Origin of the sequence: Patiriisocius sp. Uisw_047 (assembly GCF_047730165.1) — a bacterium.
GTDB lineage: Bacteria > Bacteroidota > Bacteroidia > Flavobacteriales > Flavobacteriaceae > Patiriisocius.
In genome coordinates, this window is the sequence record NZ_CP159834.1 from 2807824 (window position 1) to 2824388 (window position 16565).

Below are 16565 nucleotides of genomic sequence, written 5' to 3' on the forward strand. Positions count from 1 at the left end.
TTTCTAAATAAAAATGATTATTATTTTCTTCTTTGATTGTTTTCTAATTCAATACAACTTGAATGTAGAATCTATAGCAATTTTCTAATCCCAATAAAAACAAAAACCATAAGCGAGTACCATAGAAAAAAGGAAACGATATATTCTTTATACCCTGAAACTAGCATGGCACTTATTATTAAAAGTTGGAAGCCAAGACCAAAGGTCGATATTGCTGTCATTAGTATATTAGGCAATCGTTTTCCTGTAGACGCTTTTGCATCAAGCGCATATATTATTTTATCAAAAACCCCGTACAGCGCTTTGTAAATTTTGAAGAGAAGATTTACATCTTTCTGTTTTTCCCCTTTAAGTGCCAGAGGAATATCCGTTTCAAAAACCCTACTCGTTGTATCTCCGTTTACACTATTTCTTAAAATCACGTAGTAATAGTTATACAACGTCCCTTGTAACTGAATGCCTAAAAAAGACAAAAAGCAATACAAGAAATGGACCTCGGTAATGTACCACAGGGCTATAAAAATTAAAAGATTTAGTAAGATGTCTGCTACAGAGTCAAGATAGCGTCCTGTATACGAAGGGGTGTTTTTTACTCTTGCCAGTTCGCCATCAGCAGCGTCCAATATTGATTTAGATAGTAAAAAAAATGCTGCCGCCCAGTAATATCCAAAAATGATACAAGCAATACCAATCAAACCAGAAATTATAAACCAAATTGTCACGTCAATGGGCGTATAGGAAGTCTCCTTAAGCGAATTTGCAATGCGCCTAGCTATAGGCCTTCCATAATCTGAAAGGTCTAAAAACTTATATTCTTTTGGGACTTTTGACATACTATTTTTTAATCTGAAATTTTTAACAATTACACCACCTCAGTATTTACTGAAGATATGCTTTTTTATTTAAAATGCAAAAGTACAACAGCCATATAGATTAAGAGTACGGCAAAATGTTAATATTGTTTAAATATTTTGGAGAATAGTTAAACAAAGCTGTACCTTTGTATCACAAAGAATGGTAAACATTGAAATACATGTTATAAACTTTCTGAAAATTTTTGAACAAAAATATACTCGTATACTAAAATAGATGAAATTGAAAACAGAAAATTTAGCACCTAAAAATGGCAATAAAATAAATGATTTTTCTCTTAATGAAATAGGAGATGACCATATGTTTACTGGATTAGAAACTCCTATGAAAGCAGATGCATTTGCGCTTTCAGATTTAGAAAAGAAAGAAAAAATATCAAGTTTATTTGAAGAGATAATGGATGTGCTAGGTTTAGACCTTACAGATGATTCATTAAAAGGGACTCCAGACAGAGTTGCGAAAATGTATATTGAAGAAATCTTCTCAGGACTTAATCCATCTACTAAACCTAAGATTTCGTTGTTTGATAATAAATATCAATACAATCAAATGCTGGTTGAAAAAAACATCACCTTTTATTCTAATTGCGAACATCACTTCGTGCCATTCACCGGTAAAGCCCACATTGCATATGTTTCCTCCGGAAAAGTTATTGGACTTTCTAAACTGAATAGAATCGTACAATATTACGCAAAGCGTCCACAAGTACAGGAGCGTTTAACAAATCAAATAGCCACAGACTTAAAAGCGATCTTAAACACAGAAGATATTGCTGTCATTATTGACGCAAAGCATTTATGTGTTTCGTCTCGCGGCGTAAAGGATGATTCTTCTACTACAATCACTTCTTATTATAGCGGCATATTTAACGAGCCTACTAAAATTGCAGAATTACAAAACTATTTAAAGCAATAAACCCTCAACAACTGATTTTAATAACAAAATGCATAAGCAATCTGCAAAATGATTTATTGATGACTTCTACTTCCACCGCTGCGGGAAAAATAAAAGAAGCCAGAAAAGCACTATAAAACAATCCGTTTGACTCTCAAAAGATGATCGACAACATGGAGGAGCCTGCACGAAAGTATTCGCACCCATTTAAAACGATAATGCCAGATTATTAACAGAACACGTGAGAGTGCACCAGAAGGCTGAATATAAATTGAAAAGTGATAAAATTACGCACTCACGCTTTACTTAAACTGCATATATTTTGAATGAAAAACGCTGTACTTTTTGCTATGTGGTTTGTTTGCAACTAATAAAGGCTAAGATTGCATTTCGTTTACAGGCCTAATAATATTTTTTACAGAAACATTTTTTTGAACGAATCCAGCTATTAATTTGGTCGTATGGTGATTGTTCGCATAACGCGTAATCTGGCTTGACAATTGTTCAAAGTCTGAAACAGCAGTATCTATATTAATAAAACCAAAGCCTTTATACTGCCCTTGTTCTATAAGAACTATGGCATTCTCATCATCGGTTCTACCTGCCTGTTTTATTATAAAAGTCTCTTTTTCATTTTCAAGTTGTACTAAGGCCTCTTGCACTCTAGTATTATAAACAGCAACATCTTCATCACCAGAACAAATGCCATTGCAATCCTTTATTTTATAATGAGAACAAGATGCATTTGTGGTTTGTAATGTGCAATATTTAGGGCATAATGTATAGCGCTCGCATACTTGCATTAATCGTTCTAAGCCCACCACTTGACTATAGATTGTGGCAACAGAATTGATCATACTTTTAGTTTTCCCCAAGGCCAACTGGATAACTCCTTTTTGATTTATGTAAGAAATAATCTGAAATGTATTAACAGGGCGCTTTTGTGCCTTATTGTAAATAGGATAAAACTTCCTTATATAATCTGCCTCTAAGAGCAATGCGCACAGTTCGTTACCGGTCTCTACAAAATCTAAATGATACGTCGCAGTACACTGGTCGATCGACTTTTGAGTTTTAGAATATAAATGCGATAACACCCGAGATTGTATATTTTTTGCCTTTCCCACATATAGAATCTTCCCAGCTTGATCTTTAAAAAGATAGATACCTGTAGTAGTTGGCAGCCTATTAAAATCCTCTATACTAATATGGGGAGGCATGGTGCCTTGCCGTGAAGATTTATTTAGAAAATTAAAAAAAACACTGAAATTTGCAACCGAGTCTATCTCCAATAATGTTAAAAACAAAGTAGCAGTAGCGCGCGTATCTGCCTCTGCCCTATGCGCTCCTTGAAGCGAGATCCCTAAAGACCTACAGAGCTTACCTAAACTATAGGAAGGCAATCCTGGTATTAATTTGCGAGAAAGGCGAACGGTACAGAGTTTTTTCCGAAGAAATTTATAATCCACCATTTTAAACTCTTTCTCCAAGAAACCAAAATCAAAACTAACATTATGCGCCACAAAAATGGCATCACGTGTTTTTTCCTCCACGATAGACGCTATCTCGTGAAATCTGGGAGCATCTGCCACCATCTCGTTTGTAATACCGGTGAGTGCGATAATATTTTGAGGTATGTAAGCATCAGGATTTATTAATGAAGACCATACATCTGTAATTTTCATATTTTCTATGGTGATGATACATATCTCGGTCATGCGACCCTGGCGTACGTTACCTGTCGTTTCTACGTCAATGACGGTGTATTTTGCTTTGTTTAGTTCCAAGAAGTAAATATAAGGGATTTTGGATTAATTCCTAGTTTTAGGAAATGTTCCTTTTGTTTTATTCATACATGAACCTAGCTTTATAATGCCAGCAGCCTCTAGAAAAAAGAAAGCATATAGTTATATCAATAGAACGTGATACAGGTTTTTTAAGAGAAGATATCATATAGCTTCCTACAAGCTCTAAACTAAATGAATTTAAAAATTTATTGGCCTAGGGTAATGGAGACTTGCCATTATTATTTCTGAAATATTACAAATTTATCACCTATAAAGTATTTGAAGGTACCTTAGGCTATAAGTCTCTTAATGCTATAAGAAGCAAAATGATAACGTACTAAGTATCCATTTTTAGGCTAGCATACATATTGCATTTAACGCAATCTTTTCTTGTTGTGGTTACCAATAGCTATTATTGATAGATACCAGTGAGGTTTATCTATATTTGCCAATTCCTACAATTGAATTTTATGCATTTATTTATTTTCATACTAGTATATCCTTTTATTTGGGTGCTTTCTAAATTACCCTTTAGAGTTTTATACTTTATTTCTGATGTAGTCTACATTCTAATTTATCACCTTATTGGGTATCGTAGGGACGTCGTTAGAAAAAACATTAAAATTGCCTACCCAGATATTTCCGAAGAAAAATTGAATACCATGATGCGGAAATTTTACCATCATTTCTGCGATATTTTTATCGAGATGATTAAAACGATGTCAATTTCTGAAGCTGAAATGAAAAAGCGTTTTGTGTTTACTAACATGGAAGTCCCTGGGCAGTTATTAAATAACAACAAAAATTTCATTCTTTGCCTAGGTCATTATGCGAGTTATGAATGGGTCTTATCAATACACTCACATCACGATAATAAGGGTTACGCAATTTATAAGAAGATAAAAAACAAGTATTTTGACACATTAATACGAGAGATACGTGGTAAGTGGAAAACAAATCTGGTAGTAAATAAAGAGGCAAAAGTAAAAATTACTGAAGTACTAAAGGAAAAAAATGACAAGGCTGTTGTGTTTGGTTTTATTATGGACCAGTCTCCTTCAAATGCTAGAAATAAGCATTGGGCAAAATTTTTTAATATAAAAACGCCATTCTTTACCGGTGTTGAGGATATTGCTAAGGAGCATAATCTGCCATTACTATTTTTAGGCACTAAAAAGATTAAGCGAGGGTATTATGAATCTACATTTACGGTAATTACGGAGAATCCTAGAGAACATAAAGACTATGAGTTGACTGATACATATGCTCAATTATTGCAAAAACAAATAGAGATAGCTCCAGAGTTTTATTTCTGGACTCACAAACGTTTCAAGTTTATGAAGGGTCTAGATGATTAATAAGATCTATTTCTTGAAATTTGCTTCTTTCCATACGTAGTAAGCGCTTAAGACTTTATAAAACAAAGCCTCGTCATCATTAAGATAACGGGGCTTTTTCGGAGGGTATAATACGTAAACCCTGTATATTAATCGAATACAATCTGACCGAAAACCACAGTAAAAACATAATACGGAGTACCATAATGGACTTTAAATGGATATGACTACATTTGATCCTTAGTGAAAAAAGTGCCCGCCAGCAAGCGTAACAGTCTGATTGAAAATATAAAGAACATTGTGTTTGTAAATTATTTGGGAGAGGCTTGCGGAGTTGATGGTGGAGGAATTTATTTTTCCAAATGGAAAATGAATTGAGAAAAACCTTTGAAATTACTCAAATTTCGGATGCAGGAATTTATTGGTTAAAGGAAAATTTAATTTTTCCAGATGACGAAAATGGTATTAAAGGTAAATTAGTCTACCAAAAAGAAATGGAAGAATACATGGATCAAGAAACAAACGGGGTAGAGATTAATAATTTGAGTCGAGAATTAGAATGGGAAAATGGAGAGATTTCACTCAAAATAGAACCTGAAGAATAAAAACGCTTGCCAACATCGCGTATAATTAATGGCTAGTTGTCAAGTACTTAAGCACACCACTAATAGTAAAGAAACATGTGCGCTTTAATGCGAGAGCAGGGTTTCGCAATCAAAATTCTAAAAAAAATAACGGAGTTTTATAATATGAAACAATTCTGAATTGAATAAAATAATGTGAAAAATCTCACTCCAAATATGAATGAATTTCGATCAGGAATTTGAGCTTATTATAGAAAATATAACAATTTAAATTACGTCTGAACAAGCCGAAAAAAGACATAAAAATGAAGTAGGCAAAATTTTTAAATCATTTATTATATGAAGAAAATTATTTTTATTTTGGTTATTTCTGCGGTATTTACATCTTGTAAAACATCAAGTTTGTATAGTGGTGGTTATCAACAACAAAATCAAACTCAAACAATTTTATCAAGTGCAAATTTTAACGTATTAGGTAGTTTTACTGGTACGGCTTCAGAAAAGATAATGACAGGGAATATATCAAAGAAACAAGGGATTATATCTCAAGCTAAGGAAAAAATGCTGGAAAAAGCAAAAAAGGCTGGTATAGAATTAATTGGCAGTAGAGCGCTTGTTAATGTATCTGTTGATTTGATAGAAACAAAAAATAGAATTTCAGCAACTATGTCAGCTGAAATAATAGAATTTAAATAAAATACAAATAGCAGGGTGTTTTTTAAATCACCCTGCTTAATAAAACAGATAAGTACTAAAAGTTCACAATGTTTAGAAAACTTGGCCGGTAAATATTTTACGGAAGGTCTGTCTTATTTATAGAGATCACGAAATTTTTAAATTTGACTTTTAAGAATAATATTTCACAATAAAATATAAAAACTTGGCAATGCTTTAAACCGAAAAGTTAGCGTCCTTTTACACGCGACTACTCATAGTCTAAGAAATATAAATATCGTTGGGAATAAGCCGAAAAACCAACTAAATTTTGAAGTAGGCAAATAAATATGTACGTGTATGAAAAAATCATTAATTATCTTGAGTTTACTTTTTACAACAGCCCTATTGGCACAAACAAAGCTTTACGTTCATCCTGATGCTGACACATATGTAGCAAATACTAAAACAATTGCAATTTTACCCTTGAAAGTACAGGTTAACTTAAGACCAAACGAACTAAAAAATTTCACACCTGAACAAATTATAGAAATGGGTAAGAATGAATCTTTAGACATTCAAAAAGGAATGTATAGTTGGTTTTTAACAAGAAAAAAGAGAGGAACAATGTTAGTTGAAGTACAAAACCCAATAAGAACAAATGCTTTATTAAAAAAAAGTGGTATTGATATTCATTCATATGACGAATATTTACCAAGTGAATTGGGTGAGATATTAGGTGTTGAAACAATTATCATGGGCTCTTTTGAAACCTCAAAACCTATGTCAAATGGAGCAGCTATTGGACTTGCTGTTTTAACAGGAGGTATGTTCGCTACAAGTAGTGCTACTATGAACATGGATTTTGTGAGTACTACTGATGATGAGTTAGTGGTGAATTATTTGAAAAATATAAAAGGTACACTTGGCTCTGACGCACAAGATTTAATTAACATTTTAATGAGAAAAGTTTCAAGAAGAATCCCATACACGAAATAATATCATTTCTCAATTTGTTTTTATGGACAACCATTGAACAAAAGTAAAAGCCATAACAATGGCTATAAGAAATTGCAAGTACACGCCAATCTGAAAATCCTCGCGGATCTTAAGATTGGCTTTTACTTGCAAATTTTAGTACTAACCCAAGCGAGTATTCATATACAATACATCATAATATTTACTCTATTCTATTCCATTAAGTAGCACGTTATAGGTGTCATCATCTTTATTTGCTTCTAATGACATCCCCCCTGTCAAGCTTCCTGTTAAACTCGATTTCGTTGGTTATTACTAAAGTCAAATTGCATTTATATAATGTATCGCTAAATGCATAGACACCCTTAACGTCATATAAAAGGTCTCTGTACTCGAAGAATTTTCAATTTTCTTGTTTCCAGAATTCTTACAGGAAGTTCAAAAAAAGGTCAAAAAAAATTTTGAATTATAATTTTTGTAAAAATATGCACTGTTGGAATGTGTAAACTTACATTGATTATTTATTGTCTGAAAACAGCAAGCTAAGGGCTACATAGAACATTATTTAGTCGTATCAGCTGCTTACCCATAACGAGTGATTGAACTCATCTATATTCTGCAGACTCTATTCCTGCCTATGGCAATCAATTAATCGTATACTTCCTAGTAGGAAGAGTAACGATATCATCTGTGTTGGCAAATTTATCACCCAATTGATTCTTTAGGTTATTATCAATTCCAGGATGTCCAGAATAACCTAGGTAGCCAACATAAGATTCAATAAAAAAGGATTGATCATTTAACCATACAATATTTTTAATGTAAAGCATTTCTCTTTCTCCAACGTCGATGCCCTCAAACAATTGATCCATATTGATGGACACGTATTTAACAGATTCAATATTAAGCAAAACAATGCTGTATGTTCCAGATCCAGCGTATGTATCAATATTATTCAGTATCACGTAATTACCGTTTTCTGACCAGTAGTTTTTAAGAGGCGACAAGTAGACCCCCTCGACTGTTTTATTTGACGTAGCAGATTTTACGGTGATTTTATCACTAGTCGGATCAATTGATTCAGATACAAGCTCAACAGATCCATTAGGACTTTTATTTCCGTAATAAACAAATCCCTCTAACGACCGTTCCTTCATTATGTTTGACTCTAAGCTAAACACGCTATTCGTTTTAGTGTCGTTAGAATTTTTTTCAAATAATTCTGCCTCCTGAATTGTTTTAACCGTTCCCATTGGACCGTCCTGATAAAGCGGTCGCTCTTCAAATGAATAACTAATCTTGAACCACTTACCCTGTAGTTCTTTTGTTGATCCCCAACCCTGGGTACCAGTATTCATTTCTGCCTCACCTAAGAGTCTTGAAAATTCAAAGTTTTTTGAATTACACCTTGAAAAGTCCCAATAATTTCCTGAAACGTCTTCAAAAGTGTAATGTGAAGCATCGCCTAGTTGAAAATCAATGAATCTAGCCTTAATAGTTAAAAGAGCTTCTTCTTTTTCGGTTTGGTTAGTTACTACATTATCACTACTGTCTCTCATCACAGTTTGGCTACCCATATTTTCTGGGGATTGAGCCAATGTTATTGCAGTTATTAATAGCGCTACAAAAAATGTGAATACTTTTTTCATTGGTATTAGTTTTTAATGATTAATGCTAATTTTTACATTATTTTTTTTAGCTAATTAAAAGTTATAGTTTAAACACGGTGTGTATCGATGAAGTGTATCTAATGTAAAATTTTATTTTATGCACAACGCCATTTCTTAAAATTTTATTTTTCGATTTACATTGATATTAATGTGAATCCTGCCAAAAAATATAATTTATGCTTTTAATAGATATAACTAAAATCAAGCCTATTAACGAGTCAAGATCGCAGCATAGCCTAGGATTACAATAAGCTAATCTAACACTTATTTATCTAAAAATTATATTTAAATTTTAGATAAATAAAAAATTCCAATAGAAAGAAAGAAATCAACAAATAAATAATGGTAACAATATGTGTGAAAAATGCTCAATTTAGTCCTTAAAAAAAGTGTATGTTAGCTTGTACTATTATCTGATTTTCTTGCGAAAAATCATCACAAAAAAACCACATATTATATACATTTAGCGTTGGCAAACATTAAAATAAAAACTAAAACAATTGAGATATGAAAAATTCACTACTCTCCCTATTTTTAATCTTCGGATTAAACCAAGTTCATGCACAGGTAATTAAGACATCTGTGAACGGTTAATGGTCAAATGAATATTAGCTAGGTTGTACTGTTATAAAAAAAGATGTGGATGGTTAATGAGTGAACCAAATGTGGATTGATGGCGCAGTAGTGAAACTGGCGCAATATGGTGAATGGGTGAACAAATATTGGATTGACGGTGATGTTGTAAAAAAAGCCATCAATGGGGAATGGCAAAACGAAACGCGGGTAGAAAGAGCTGTTATTAAGACATCTGAAAATGTTGAGTGGGTTAACTTTGCCTGGATCCTAGAAGATGTCAGTTTAATGTCCCTCGCGGTAATAATTGAGGATTGGCGTTGATAAATTTGAACGGGCTATTTAATACTTTGACTTATTTAAGTCCGGCTGATTGCCCTGACACTCTCTTTAGCTTTTCCTATAATTACTAAAATTAAGTGTTTTAATAGGAATCATACTTAAGATATATAAAACAATAGGGCAATTGTAACTTAACTCCAAGTTTCAAGTACTTTTGCAAGACCGTTAGCAAACAATGCTAAAACAGGAAATTAAATAAACGTTTGCCAACAATGGACACAGAAAACGATTACGAAAACGAGTCTACTGATAAACTTAAGCTCGCCGACGAATTTTCGGATGCAACGCTCAAACCTAAAGCGAACGACGAGCAGATTGGAGAAAAATCTGCTAAAAAAATAAAAAGGAAAGCTACTGAAGAACAACTAAATCATCCCTTGCATGGAGTGAAACTGGTCGAAATTTTAGAAAGTCTAGTGGACCATTATGGTTGGCCGTACCTAGCAGACCGTGTCAACATACGCTGTTTTATGAACAATCCTACAATGAAATCAAGCCTCGGATTTTTAAGAAAAATGACTTGGGCTCGAGAGCATGTTGAGGATATTTATATGGATATGCTGGAAGAAGAAAATAAAAAGCACAGGTAAAATAAAATTGCTACTAACAAAACCTAAAGCACACCACCTAACCTACCAAACCGTTTCTCCGCGCCCTAGACAGAAGACTAAAATACAGTTTGCAATATTTAGGACTTCGGAAATTGTAAGGGATTAAACCCTGTTAAAATACAAAACACTTTATACATGAGCGCTGTTATTAAAATGATCAATTGATGGCTAAGTATGAAGGAATGAGATACTATTATACCCTTGATAGCTTTTCCTTTTTTGCACACTTTGATATACGTAACTAGTAGCGTTGAACATAATAAAGATAAAACCCTTTACTCTTCAAAGCTAAGCCCAAGTGCGTTTCCATCTTATGGCAACAAACAGGAAAATACCTAAAATACGCTATTGGTTAAATTATACTTGTGGTTATAGGAATTTTAATTGCGTTACAGATTAATAATTGGAGCGAATCAAGAAAGTAATCCACATCAGAAAAGGAATTTATAACGAGTGTAAAAAATGACCTAAAACAAGATAAAGTTTTTATTCAATCGATAGTAGAACTTATAGAATCGCACGTTTTATTATGTAAGTGATTATTGCGAATTGGAAGAAGTCCTAATTATCGAACCAAAATTGATTAAAGTTAAAATCAAGTATTTGAAAGGATATGGAGTGTCTACCTTTTAATTCTCAGATTTTTTTTACTAAAATGTTTGAAATATCCTGCTTTTTGTAGTTTCAAAAATTAGACCTTTAAGAAAGATGTTCAAATAGACGGGATTTTTTGTTTATTAATATTACTTTTAGTTTAAACAAAAAAATCAATATGAACACAACATCCAATCACATACCTAAAAAGTATGCTTTAGAAAAACCAATTCACTCAAATCAATACCTGGTTAACGGTGTGCTTAAGGAATGGGCGGGTGATACCGCTGAGGTATATTCCAATATCTATTACGAAAACGGAGAACCTACCTTACTAGGCTCGGTTCCTGATATGGATTCAGGCATTGCTAATGAGGCAATTAAGTCTGCTGTGACTGCCTTTGATAGAGGAAAAGGGGTTTGGCCTACCATGAAAGTAAAAGACAGAATTGCTTGCATGAATACCTTCGTTGAAAAGATGAAACCCCACAGAGAAGAAGTCGTTAAATTGCTAATGTGGGAGATCGGAAAGAACAAACAAGATGCATACAAAGAATTTGATAGAACCATCGATTATATTCTAGATACTATTGAGGCCTATAAAAAACTTGATAGAAAAAGCGCAAGATTTGAAAAGGAAAGTGGAATTTTTGCACACATCAGAAGAAGCCCACTTGGCGTAGTTCTCTGTCTAGGCCCCTACAATTATCCTTTGAATGAAACTTTTTGTCTCCTCATTCCTGCATTAATCATGGGTAATACCACAATTTTTAAGCCAGCTAAAATAGGAGTGTTATTAATTACACCCTTATTAAAGGCATTTCAAGAAAGTTTTCCACCCGGAGTCGTAAATATAGTTTTTGGGCGGGGTCGTAAAATCGCCGCTCCCATCATAAAGACGGGATCTATAGATGTTCTTGCGTTAATAGGGCATAGTACCTCTGCTGTAGCGTTGCAGGATGAACATCCATTTAAAAACCGGTTGCGATTAATCTTAGGTCTTGAGGCAAAAAATCCGGCTATCATTCTTCCAGATGCAGATATTGATCTTGCCGTTCGCGAGTGTATTTCGGGATCTCTGTCATTTAACGGTCAGCGATGCACCGCTTTAAAAGTTCTCTTTGTACATAAGGATGTAGTGGATGAATTTAATAAGCGTTTCTCGGCTGCAGTAGATTCACTAAACTTCGGATTACCTTGGGAAGACGAATCTTTTCTTACTCCACTGCCAGAAAAAAGTAAACCAGCTTACATAGATAGTCTAATTAAAGATGCTACTTCTAAAGGCGCTAAAGTATTAAATACAAAAGGAGGAAAACTCACTCACAATTATTGCTATCCAGCTGTTTTATATCCTGTTACCAAGGATATGAAAGTGTTTCACGAAGAACAGTTTGGTCCTGTAGTACCTATCATTCCCTTCAGCAATATTGATGAACCACTTGACGCTATAGCCGACTCAGAATACGGGCAACAGGTTAGTATTTTTGGTAAAAATACAGCGCAATTGGGTCCACTTATTGATGTTCTTGCAAATCTTGTTTGTAGGATTAATATTAACAGTGCTTGCCAACGAGGTCCAGATATTTTCCCATTTACAGGCAGAAAGAACTCAGCAGTAGGTACGCTGAGTGTTTTTGACGCACTAAGAAGTTTTTCAATTCGCACATTTGTTGCTTCTAAAGACAATGAATATAATAATGAAATACTTGAAAATCTAGTAGCATCCAAAGACTCGAACTTCATCACTACAGAGTACCTTTTGTGAAAAGGAGCAGAAGAAAATAGGTGCCTTTGTTCTATGAGAAAGAATACTTGATTGCCAAACAACGATTGGTACTTTTGATTTGAGTCCAAACCATTTAAATGGGAGTTATGCTGGTATGAGTATGTTTACAAGAATATTTACAATGTTTGATTGGATTCAAGAGGTCATCGAATAATAAGAGGTGCTTAGGAATATTGGAAGTCTATAATGTTTATATCTCTTCTTAGAAGAATAACATTTAGTGCCTAGAACATAATTATGAAAAGCCTGTCCAATTGGACAGGCTTTTTTATTTGCAAACAATTCATTCTATAAAATGAAACTAGGATACTCACGTTTCCACAAAGTACATAGGTGGTTTACCCTTTCCTTTTGCGCTTATTTCTCCCTTGTGAGGTAAAAGTATAATCTGTTTCCTCTTCAATCAATTCATAAGTGGATGCTGAAATATTTACGTCGCCAGCCTCGTTATTGCTTTCCATTTTGCTAGCCACATTTATGGTGTCTCCCCGAGGTTATATCGGAATTCCTGAGTCCTAGGAGCCCCGCAACAGAAGGGCCGCTATGCACACCAATGCATATTAGAATAAATATTTTTCTGGTTTTGTAAGCTTCCCCCATTTACCCAGCCTCCAAAAGTGATGACAGCTATTGTTTTGTGGGTGCTTCTTTAAAGGTAATATATCTCCTTGATTTAGGTAAAGCTACTTCTATAGCAAGCTTTACCTATGAATGGTTGTTTTTATTTTAAAATAAAAGAACCTTTAATGATTCTATCAGAATTTTGAATTATCAGAATATATTTTCCAGTAGCATAAGCACCAATTCCTATAGTTGATAATTCTTGGTTTATTAATCCTTGGCTAACTTGACTTCCTCCCATGTTTATAATAGTATAGTTGTATTCACCAATCATATTGCTTGGCATTTTGATGTTTAGGAAATTACTAGATGGATTTGGGTAAAGCTTTAGTTGGTTTTCACCATTTAGTTCTAATGCAGTACCTAAAATTTGTTCGCAATCTGGGTCCAGTGGAGTATATGTCTCCCCAGATGCACTAGTGCGAAACGAGAAAAAACAGCCTAGTTCAAATTGTAAGGCCTTCATAAAACCATTGCTAAAATTGTTAACATGAAACATGTCTATAGCAATTACCCTACCTTCATAAAGCGAGCGAATATTGCTGGCTTTGGTATGACCCAAAATCACAGATTCAACTGAAAAACCATCTAATATGTTGTTAACTTGAGCCTGTGTTAATTCTTCCTCAACCATACCTCTGTACCAATAAATACCATCACCACTAGTCACTTCTTCACAGTCACTATTAGGGCAGTCTATGCCATTCATTATCAATCTACCGTAATCGTTTATTTCATTATATGTTAAGTTTAAGTTAGCCACCTCAGGAGTAATACCTCCATGTAAATAGGCATAGTCACCAACTCTTTCTATAATGTTCTTTGATCGCAACCATCTCCCTAATTCAGAGTCAGCATCGTAAAGTTCTGACATTCTTTTTCCCATTAAGTGCGCATCGTTGAAATATTTTGTTTCTACGTATCTCCAGTCATCAGTCATATTAAATATTTCGTGATTTCCTATTATTAAATGTATTTTCCCTCCCGCTAATTCAGCTTCACTTTCAAGTTTGTATAACAGCCACATAGATTCTTGGATATGGAAACCTCTGTCAAATAAATCGCCACTAATCATTAAATGACCATCACCATAGGTCCAGTTAAAAGCTTCATCCATAATACCTTCTCCTCTCAATACCTGAGTAAGTCCTTCAATGTGCCCATCAAAATCTGAAATAGCTAAAAACTTAGAAGGTGTTTCTGTATGTACAGAAGGCTCTATTGTGATTTCGGGCTTTAACGAAAAAGTAAAACTTGTTCCCATATGTGGAAGGTCGCAGGTTAACTCTAAACCGTCTGCAGATGCATAGGTATTGCTTACTAGCCCTGCGGGTGTAATTTCTTGTACAATGATTTCACCCCCACCATAAAATACATAAGGGCCATCTTTATCGTAGATATATTCGGGTGTTATAAAACTGTCAAACGAAAAATCTTCATTTCCAGCGCTTCTGTTTCTTACGGTAACTGCAATGGTATTTTCTCCAGTTACAAAAAAACTAGCAGCTACTTTATAAGTGAAAAAATCGTTTTCAATGGTTGTATTCATACTTTGTCTCGCTGCCGTATTATGCGTTATCGCTCCTAAGGGAATTAATTCAGACCTTAGTACTTCAACCCCATTGATAAAAACTATAGCACCTTCATCGTGTACCATGTGAATAAAAACTTCGTCTAGTGTTGTTGCATCTGCTACCGTTACTTTTTTTCTGAAATAGTAACTAACCAGACCCTCGTTAAGTGTTGTGGCTTCATCCCCATCACCAAAACCAAACTGTCCCGTGCCAATTGCCCAATTAGTATCATTATAAGCTACGGTGTTCCATGCTGCTCCAGGATCTGCCGGATCATCACGGTAACGCCAAGCACTTTCTTGATTAAAGAAAAGCGGTTCCACTTCATTTACTACTGAAATTTGTTTTGTGACTATATTATTTGCAAGGTTTTCATCATTGTTGATGTTTACTTCTACACTTAAATCGTAGGTACCTAATATGCTAAGATCTGCAGTTTGTGCAAACGTGAATGTGGTGCTTTCGCCAACAGATAGTGGGACTGTTCCTGGTTCAGTGGCAATTAAAGTACCATCGATAATATATGAAAGCGTGTAATTTGTAGCGGCTACATTTCCAAAACTTGTAACTTCGACTTGCACATTAGCTGCCGCATTTACATAGGTTGTATTGGTAGGTAAGCTGATTGCAGTTAGCTCTAGGTCTACATTAGAATTAGAGGTGTATTCAATAGTTAATTTAGGTGCTATTAACGCGCCTCCATCAAACGATTCCGCTTTTCTGCGGTCATCTTCATTACCTGTTCCTGTCATTACAAAGGTAATTGGGTTTCCGCTGAGCCATCCGTTTGAGGTGATCACTTCATTGATTATTGAAGATAGGTCTGGAGTTCTTTGTGCTGCTCCATCTGCGTCATCTATCCAAGAAGGTATGTTATCCCAGGCGACACTTGCTGCTGTAGTTGTTCTATTTGATATGTTATTTGTAGCGTCCACAAACGAAGGAGAATTAGCAATGTCTTCTCCTTTAATAGTAATGGTCAATACTCCGTCATTGTCTCCATCTGCCGTGAATTGTATAAAGGCGTTTGTAATGGTCGCATTTACTGGGATTGCAATGTCTTGAAATCTTAGACCTATTGTTTGCATGCCTTGATCGTTAAAAGAATCGTACATCATCTCAAGATCTGAACTGTCAGTAAGCACATCAGATCCATCAAATTTTTCTTCTGCATCATCAGATGATGATAGAATTTGTCGCTCAAATGTTTGTGATGAAACGTGAAGTCCACACATTAACAAAAAGACTAAGAAAGAGCAGGTGATTTTTTTCATCAGATTTTTTTAAAGTTGTATATAAATTTCTTACACAAAGTAAGTTTTTTTCAAGCTTTCACTCATTATCCTAATGTTAAATAATTGTATTGGTTTGGGCATTTTAGTTCTTGAAGGAATATTTACGCTGAGAATATTGCTAACGCAATTGGGATTCTTAGGTAAATGCTATAACAAGCGTTTAAAGGATTTTAAGTATTTGAAATAAAAAAGGCTGCTATTCTAAATGAACGCAGCCTTTATCCAAAAAACTTAAATAATATTTAATTTTCTCCGCCAATCAAATAAGGCGTTTTGCCATCGATAATAATTACTTTGCTGTTTGGAAACTTAGATAATTCTATAAAGGCTTCAATACTTTTAAGTTTTACGATGTTAACAATATTGCATAAAATCTAGCAGCGCGGTGG

At 34.3% G+C, this 16565-nt stretch carries 13 protein-coding genes and 1 pseudogene; 9 read left to right on the plus strand and 5 right to left on the minus strand.

Features of this window, described 5'->3' with window-relative positions:
• Positions 1-71: 71 nt before the first annotated feature.
• The gene (locus tag ABXT71_RS12260) at positions 72-833 is read right to left on the minus strand and encodes a CDP-alcohol phosphatidyltransferase family protein (protein ID WP_415371651.1); all 762 of its coding nucleotides are present in this window, start codon (positions 831-833) and stop codon (positions 72-74) included.
• A 256-nt stretch (positions 834-1089) separates the two neighbouring features.
• Between ABXT71_RS12260 and folE the strand changes: the two genes are divergently transcribed.
• A complete protein-coding gene (gene folE / locus ABXT71_RS12265) occupies positions 1090-1788 on the plus strand; it encodes a GTP cyclohydrolase I FolE (RefSeq protein WP_415371652.1) in 699 nt (232 codons plus the stop codon).
• A 356-nt stretch (positions 1789-2144) separates the two neighbouring features.
• On the opposite strand, the gene ABXT71_RS12270 is transcribed toward folE, so the two are convergent.
• On the minus strand, positions 2145-3554 hold the full coding sequence (locus tag ABXT71_RS12270; RefSeq protein WP_415371653.1) for an exonuclease domain-containing protein: 1410 nt from the start codon (positions 3552-3554) through the stop codon (positions 2145-2147).
• 470 nt (positions 3555-4024) lie between these two features.
• Here ABXT71_RS12270 and ABXT71_RS12275 point away from each other — a divergent pair, with 470 nt between their 5' ends.
• The 4 genes from ABXT71_RS12275 to ABXT71_RS12290 all read left to right on the plus strand — a co-directional run bounded on the left by ABXT71_RS12275 (position 4025) and on the right by ABXT71_RS12290 (position 7128).
• Entirely contained in the window at positions 4025-4912 is an 888-nt protein-coding gene (locus ABXT71_RS12275) for a lysophospholipid acyltransferase family protein (protein WP_415371654.1), read from the plus strand.
• Positions 4913-5265: 353 nt separating this feature from the next.
• Positions 5266-5496 (plus strand): hypothetical protein, encoded by a 231-nt coding sequence (locus tag ABXT71_RS12280; protein ID WP_415371655.1) that lies wholly within the window; start codon positions 5266-5268, stop codon positions 5494-5496.
• Positions 5497-5814: 318 nt separating this feature from the next.
• Positions 5815-6171: a DUF6567 family protein gene (locus tag ABXT71_RS12285; protein ID WP_415371656.1), complete on the plus strand. Its 357-nt coding sequence runs from the start codon at positions 5815-5817 to the stop codon at positions 6169-6171.
• Positions 6172-6489: 318 nt separating this feature from the next.
• Positions 6490-7128, plus strand: a complete 639-nt coding sequence (locus ABXT71_RS12290; protein WP_415371657.1) for a hypothetical protein — start codon at positions 6490-6492, stop codon at positions 7126-7128.
• Positions 7129-7751: 623 nt separating this feature from the next.
• Here the strand turns inward: ABXT71_RS12290 and ABXT71_RS12295 are convergent.
• Positions 7752-8756: a hypothetical protein gene (locus tag ABXT71_RS12295; protein ID WP_415371658.1), complete on the minus strand. Its 1005-nt coding sequence runs from the start codon at positions 8754-8756 to the stop codon at positions 7752-7754.
• Between the two features lie 675 nt (positions 8757-9431).
• On the opposite strand from ABXT71_RS12295, the gene ABXT71_RS12300 reads away from it, so the two are divergent.
• From ABXT71_RS12300 to ABXT71_RS12315, 4 genes and pseudogenes are all read left to right on the plus strand, one after another.
• On the plus strand, positions 9432-9674 hold the full coding sequence (locus tag ABXT71_RS12300) for a hypothetical protein (RefSeq protein WP_415371659.1): 243 nt from the start codon (positions 9432-9434) through the stop codon (positions 9672-9674).
• Positions 9675-9904: 230 nt separating this feature from the next.
• On the plus strand, positions 9905-10282 hold the full coding sequence (locus ABXT71_RS12305) for a VF530 family DNA-binding protein (protein ID WP_415371660.1): 378 nt from the start codon (positions 9905-9907) through the stop codon (positions 10280-10282).
• 329 nt (positions 10283-10611) lie between these two features.
• Positions 10612-10725, plus strand: a pseudogene (locus ABXT71_RS12310) (DUF6090 family protein); the annotation flags it as partial.
• Between the two features lie 350 nt (positions 10726-11075).
• Complete coding sequence (locus ABXT71_RS12315) at positions 11076-12665, plus strand: NADP-dependent glyceraldehyde-3-phosphate dehydrogenase (RefSeq protein ID WP_415371661.1); 1590 nt, start codon at positions 11076-11078, stop codon at positions 12663-12665.
• Between the two features lie 359 nt (positions 12666-13024).
• Here ABXT71_RS12315 and ABXT71_RS12320 read toward each other — a convergent pair whose 3' ends face one another.
• On the minus strand, positions 13025-13165 hold the full coding sequence (locus tag ABXT71_RS12320) for an adenylate/guanylate cyclase domain-containing protein (protein ID WP_415373112.1): 141 nt from the start codon (positions 13163-13165) through the stop codon (positions 13025-13027).
• A 242-nt stretch (positions 13166-13407) separates the two neighbouring features.
• A complete protein-coding gene (locus ABXT71_RS12325; RefSeq protein ID WP_415371662.1) occupies positions 13408-16155 on the minus strand; it encodes a metallophosphoesterase in 2748 nt (915 codons plus the stop codon).
• Positions 16156-16565: the final 410 nt, after the last annotated feature.

Excerpts from the sequence above, each read along its gene's own strand:
- ABXT71_RS12290 (WP_415371657.1), top strand. The coding sequence starts at position 6,490 with ATGAAAAAATCATTAATTATCTTGAGTTTACTTTTTACAACAGCCCTA.
- folE (WP_415371652.1), top strand. The coding sequence starts at position 1,090 with ATGAAATTGAAAACAGAAAATTTAGCACCTAAAAATGGCAATAAAATA.
- ABXT71_RS12285 (WP_415371656.1), top strand. The coding sequence starts at position 5,815 with ATGAAGAAAATTATTTTTATTTTGGTTATTTCTGCGGTATTTACATCT.
- ABXT71_RS12275 (WP_415371654.1), top strand. The coding sequence starts at position 4,025 with ATGCATTTATTTATTTTCATACTAGTATATCCTTTTATTTGGGTGCTT.
- ABXT71_RS12315 (WP_415371661.1), top strand. The coding sequence starts at position 11,076 with ATGAACACAACATCCAATCACATACCTAAAAAGTATGCTTTAGAAAAA.
- ABXT71_RS12260 (WP_415371651.1), bottom strand. The coding sequence starts at position 833 with ATGTCAAAAGTCCCAAAAGAATATAAGTTTTTAGACCTTTCAGATTAT.
- ABXT71_RS12305 (WP_415371660.1), top strand. The coding sequence starts at position 9,905 with ATGGACACAGAAAACGATTACGAAAACGAGTCTACTGATAAACTTAAG.
- ABXT71_RS12295 (WP_415371658.1), bottom strand. The coding sequence starts at position 8,756 with ATGAAAAAAGTATTCACATTTTTTGTAGCGCTATTAATAACTGCAATA.
- ABXT71_RS12325 (WP_415371662.1), bottom strand. The coding sequence starts at position 16,155 with ATGAAAAAAATCACCTGCTCTTTCTTAGTCTTTTTGTTAATGTGTGGA.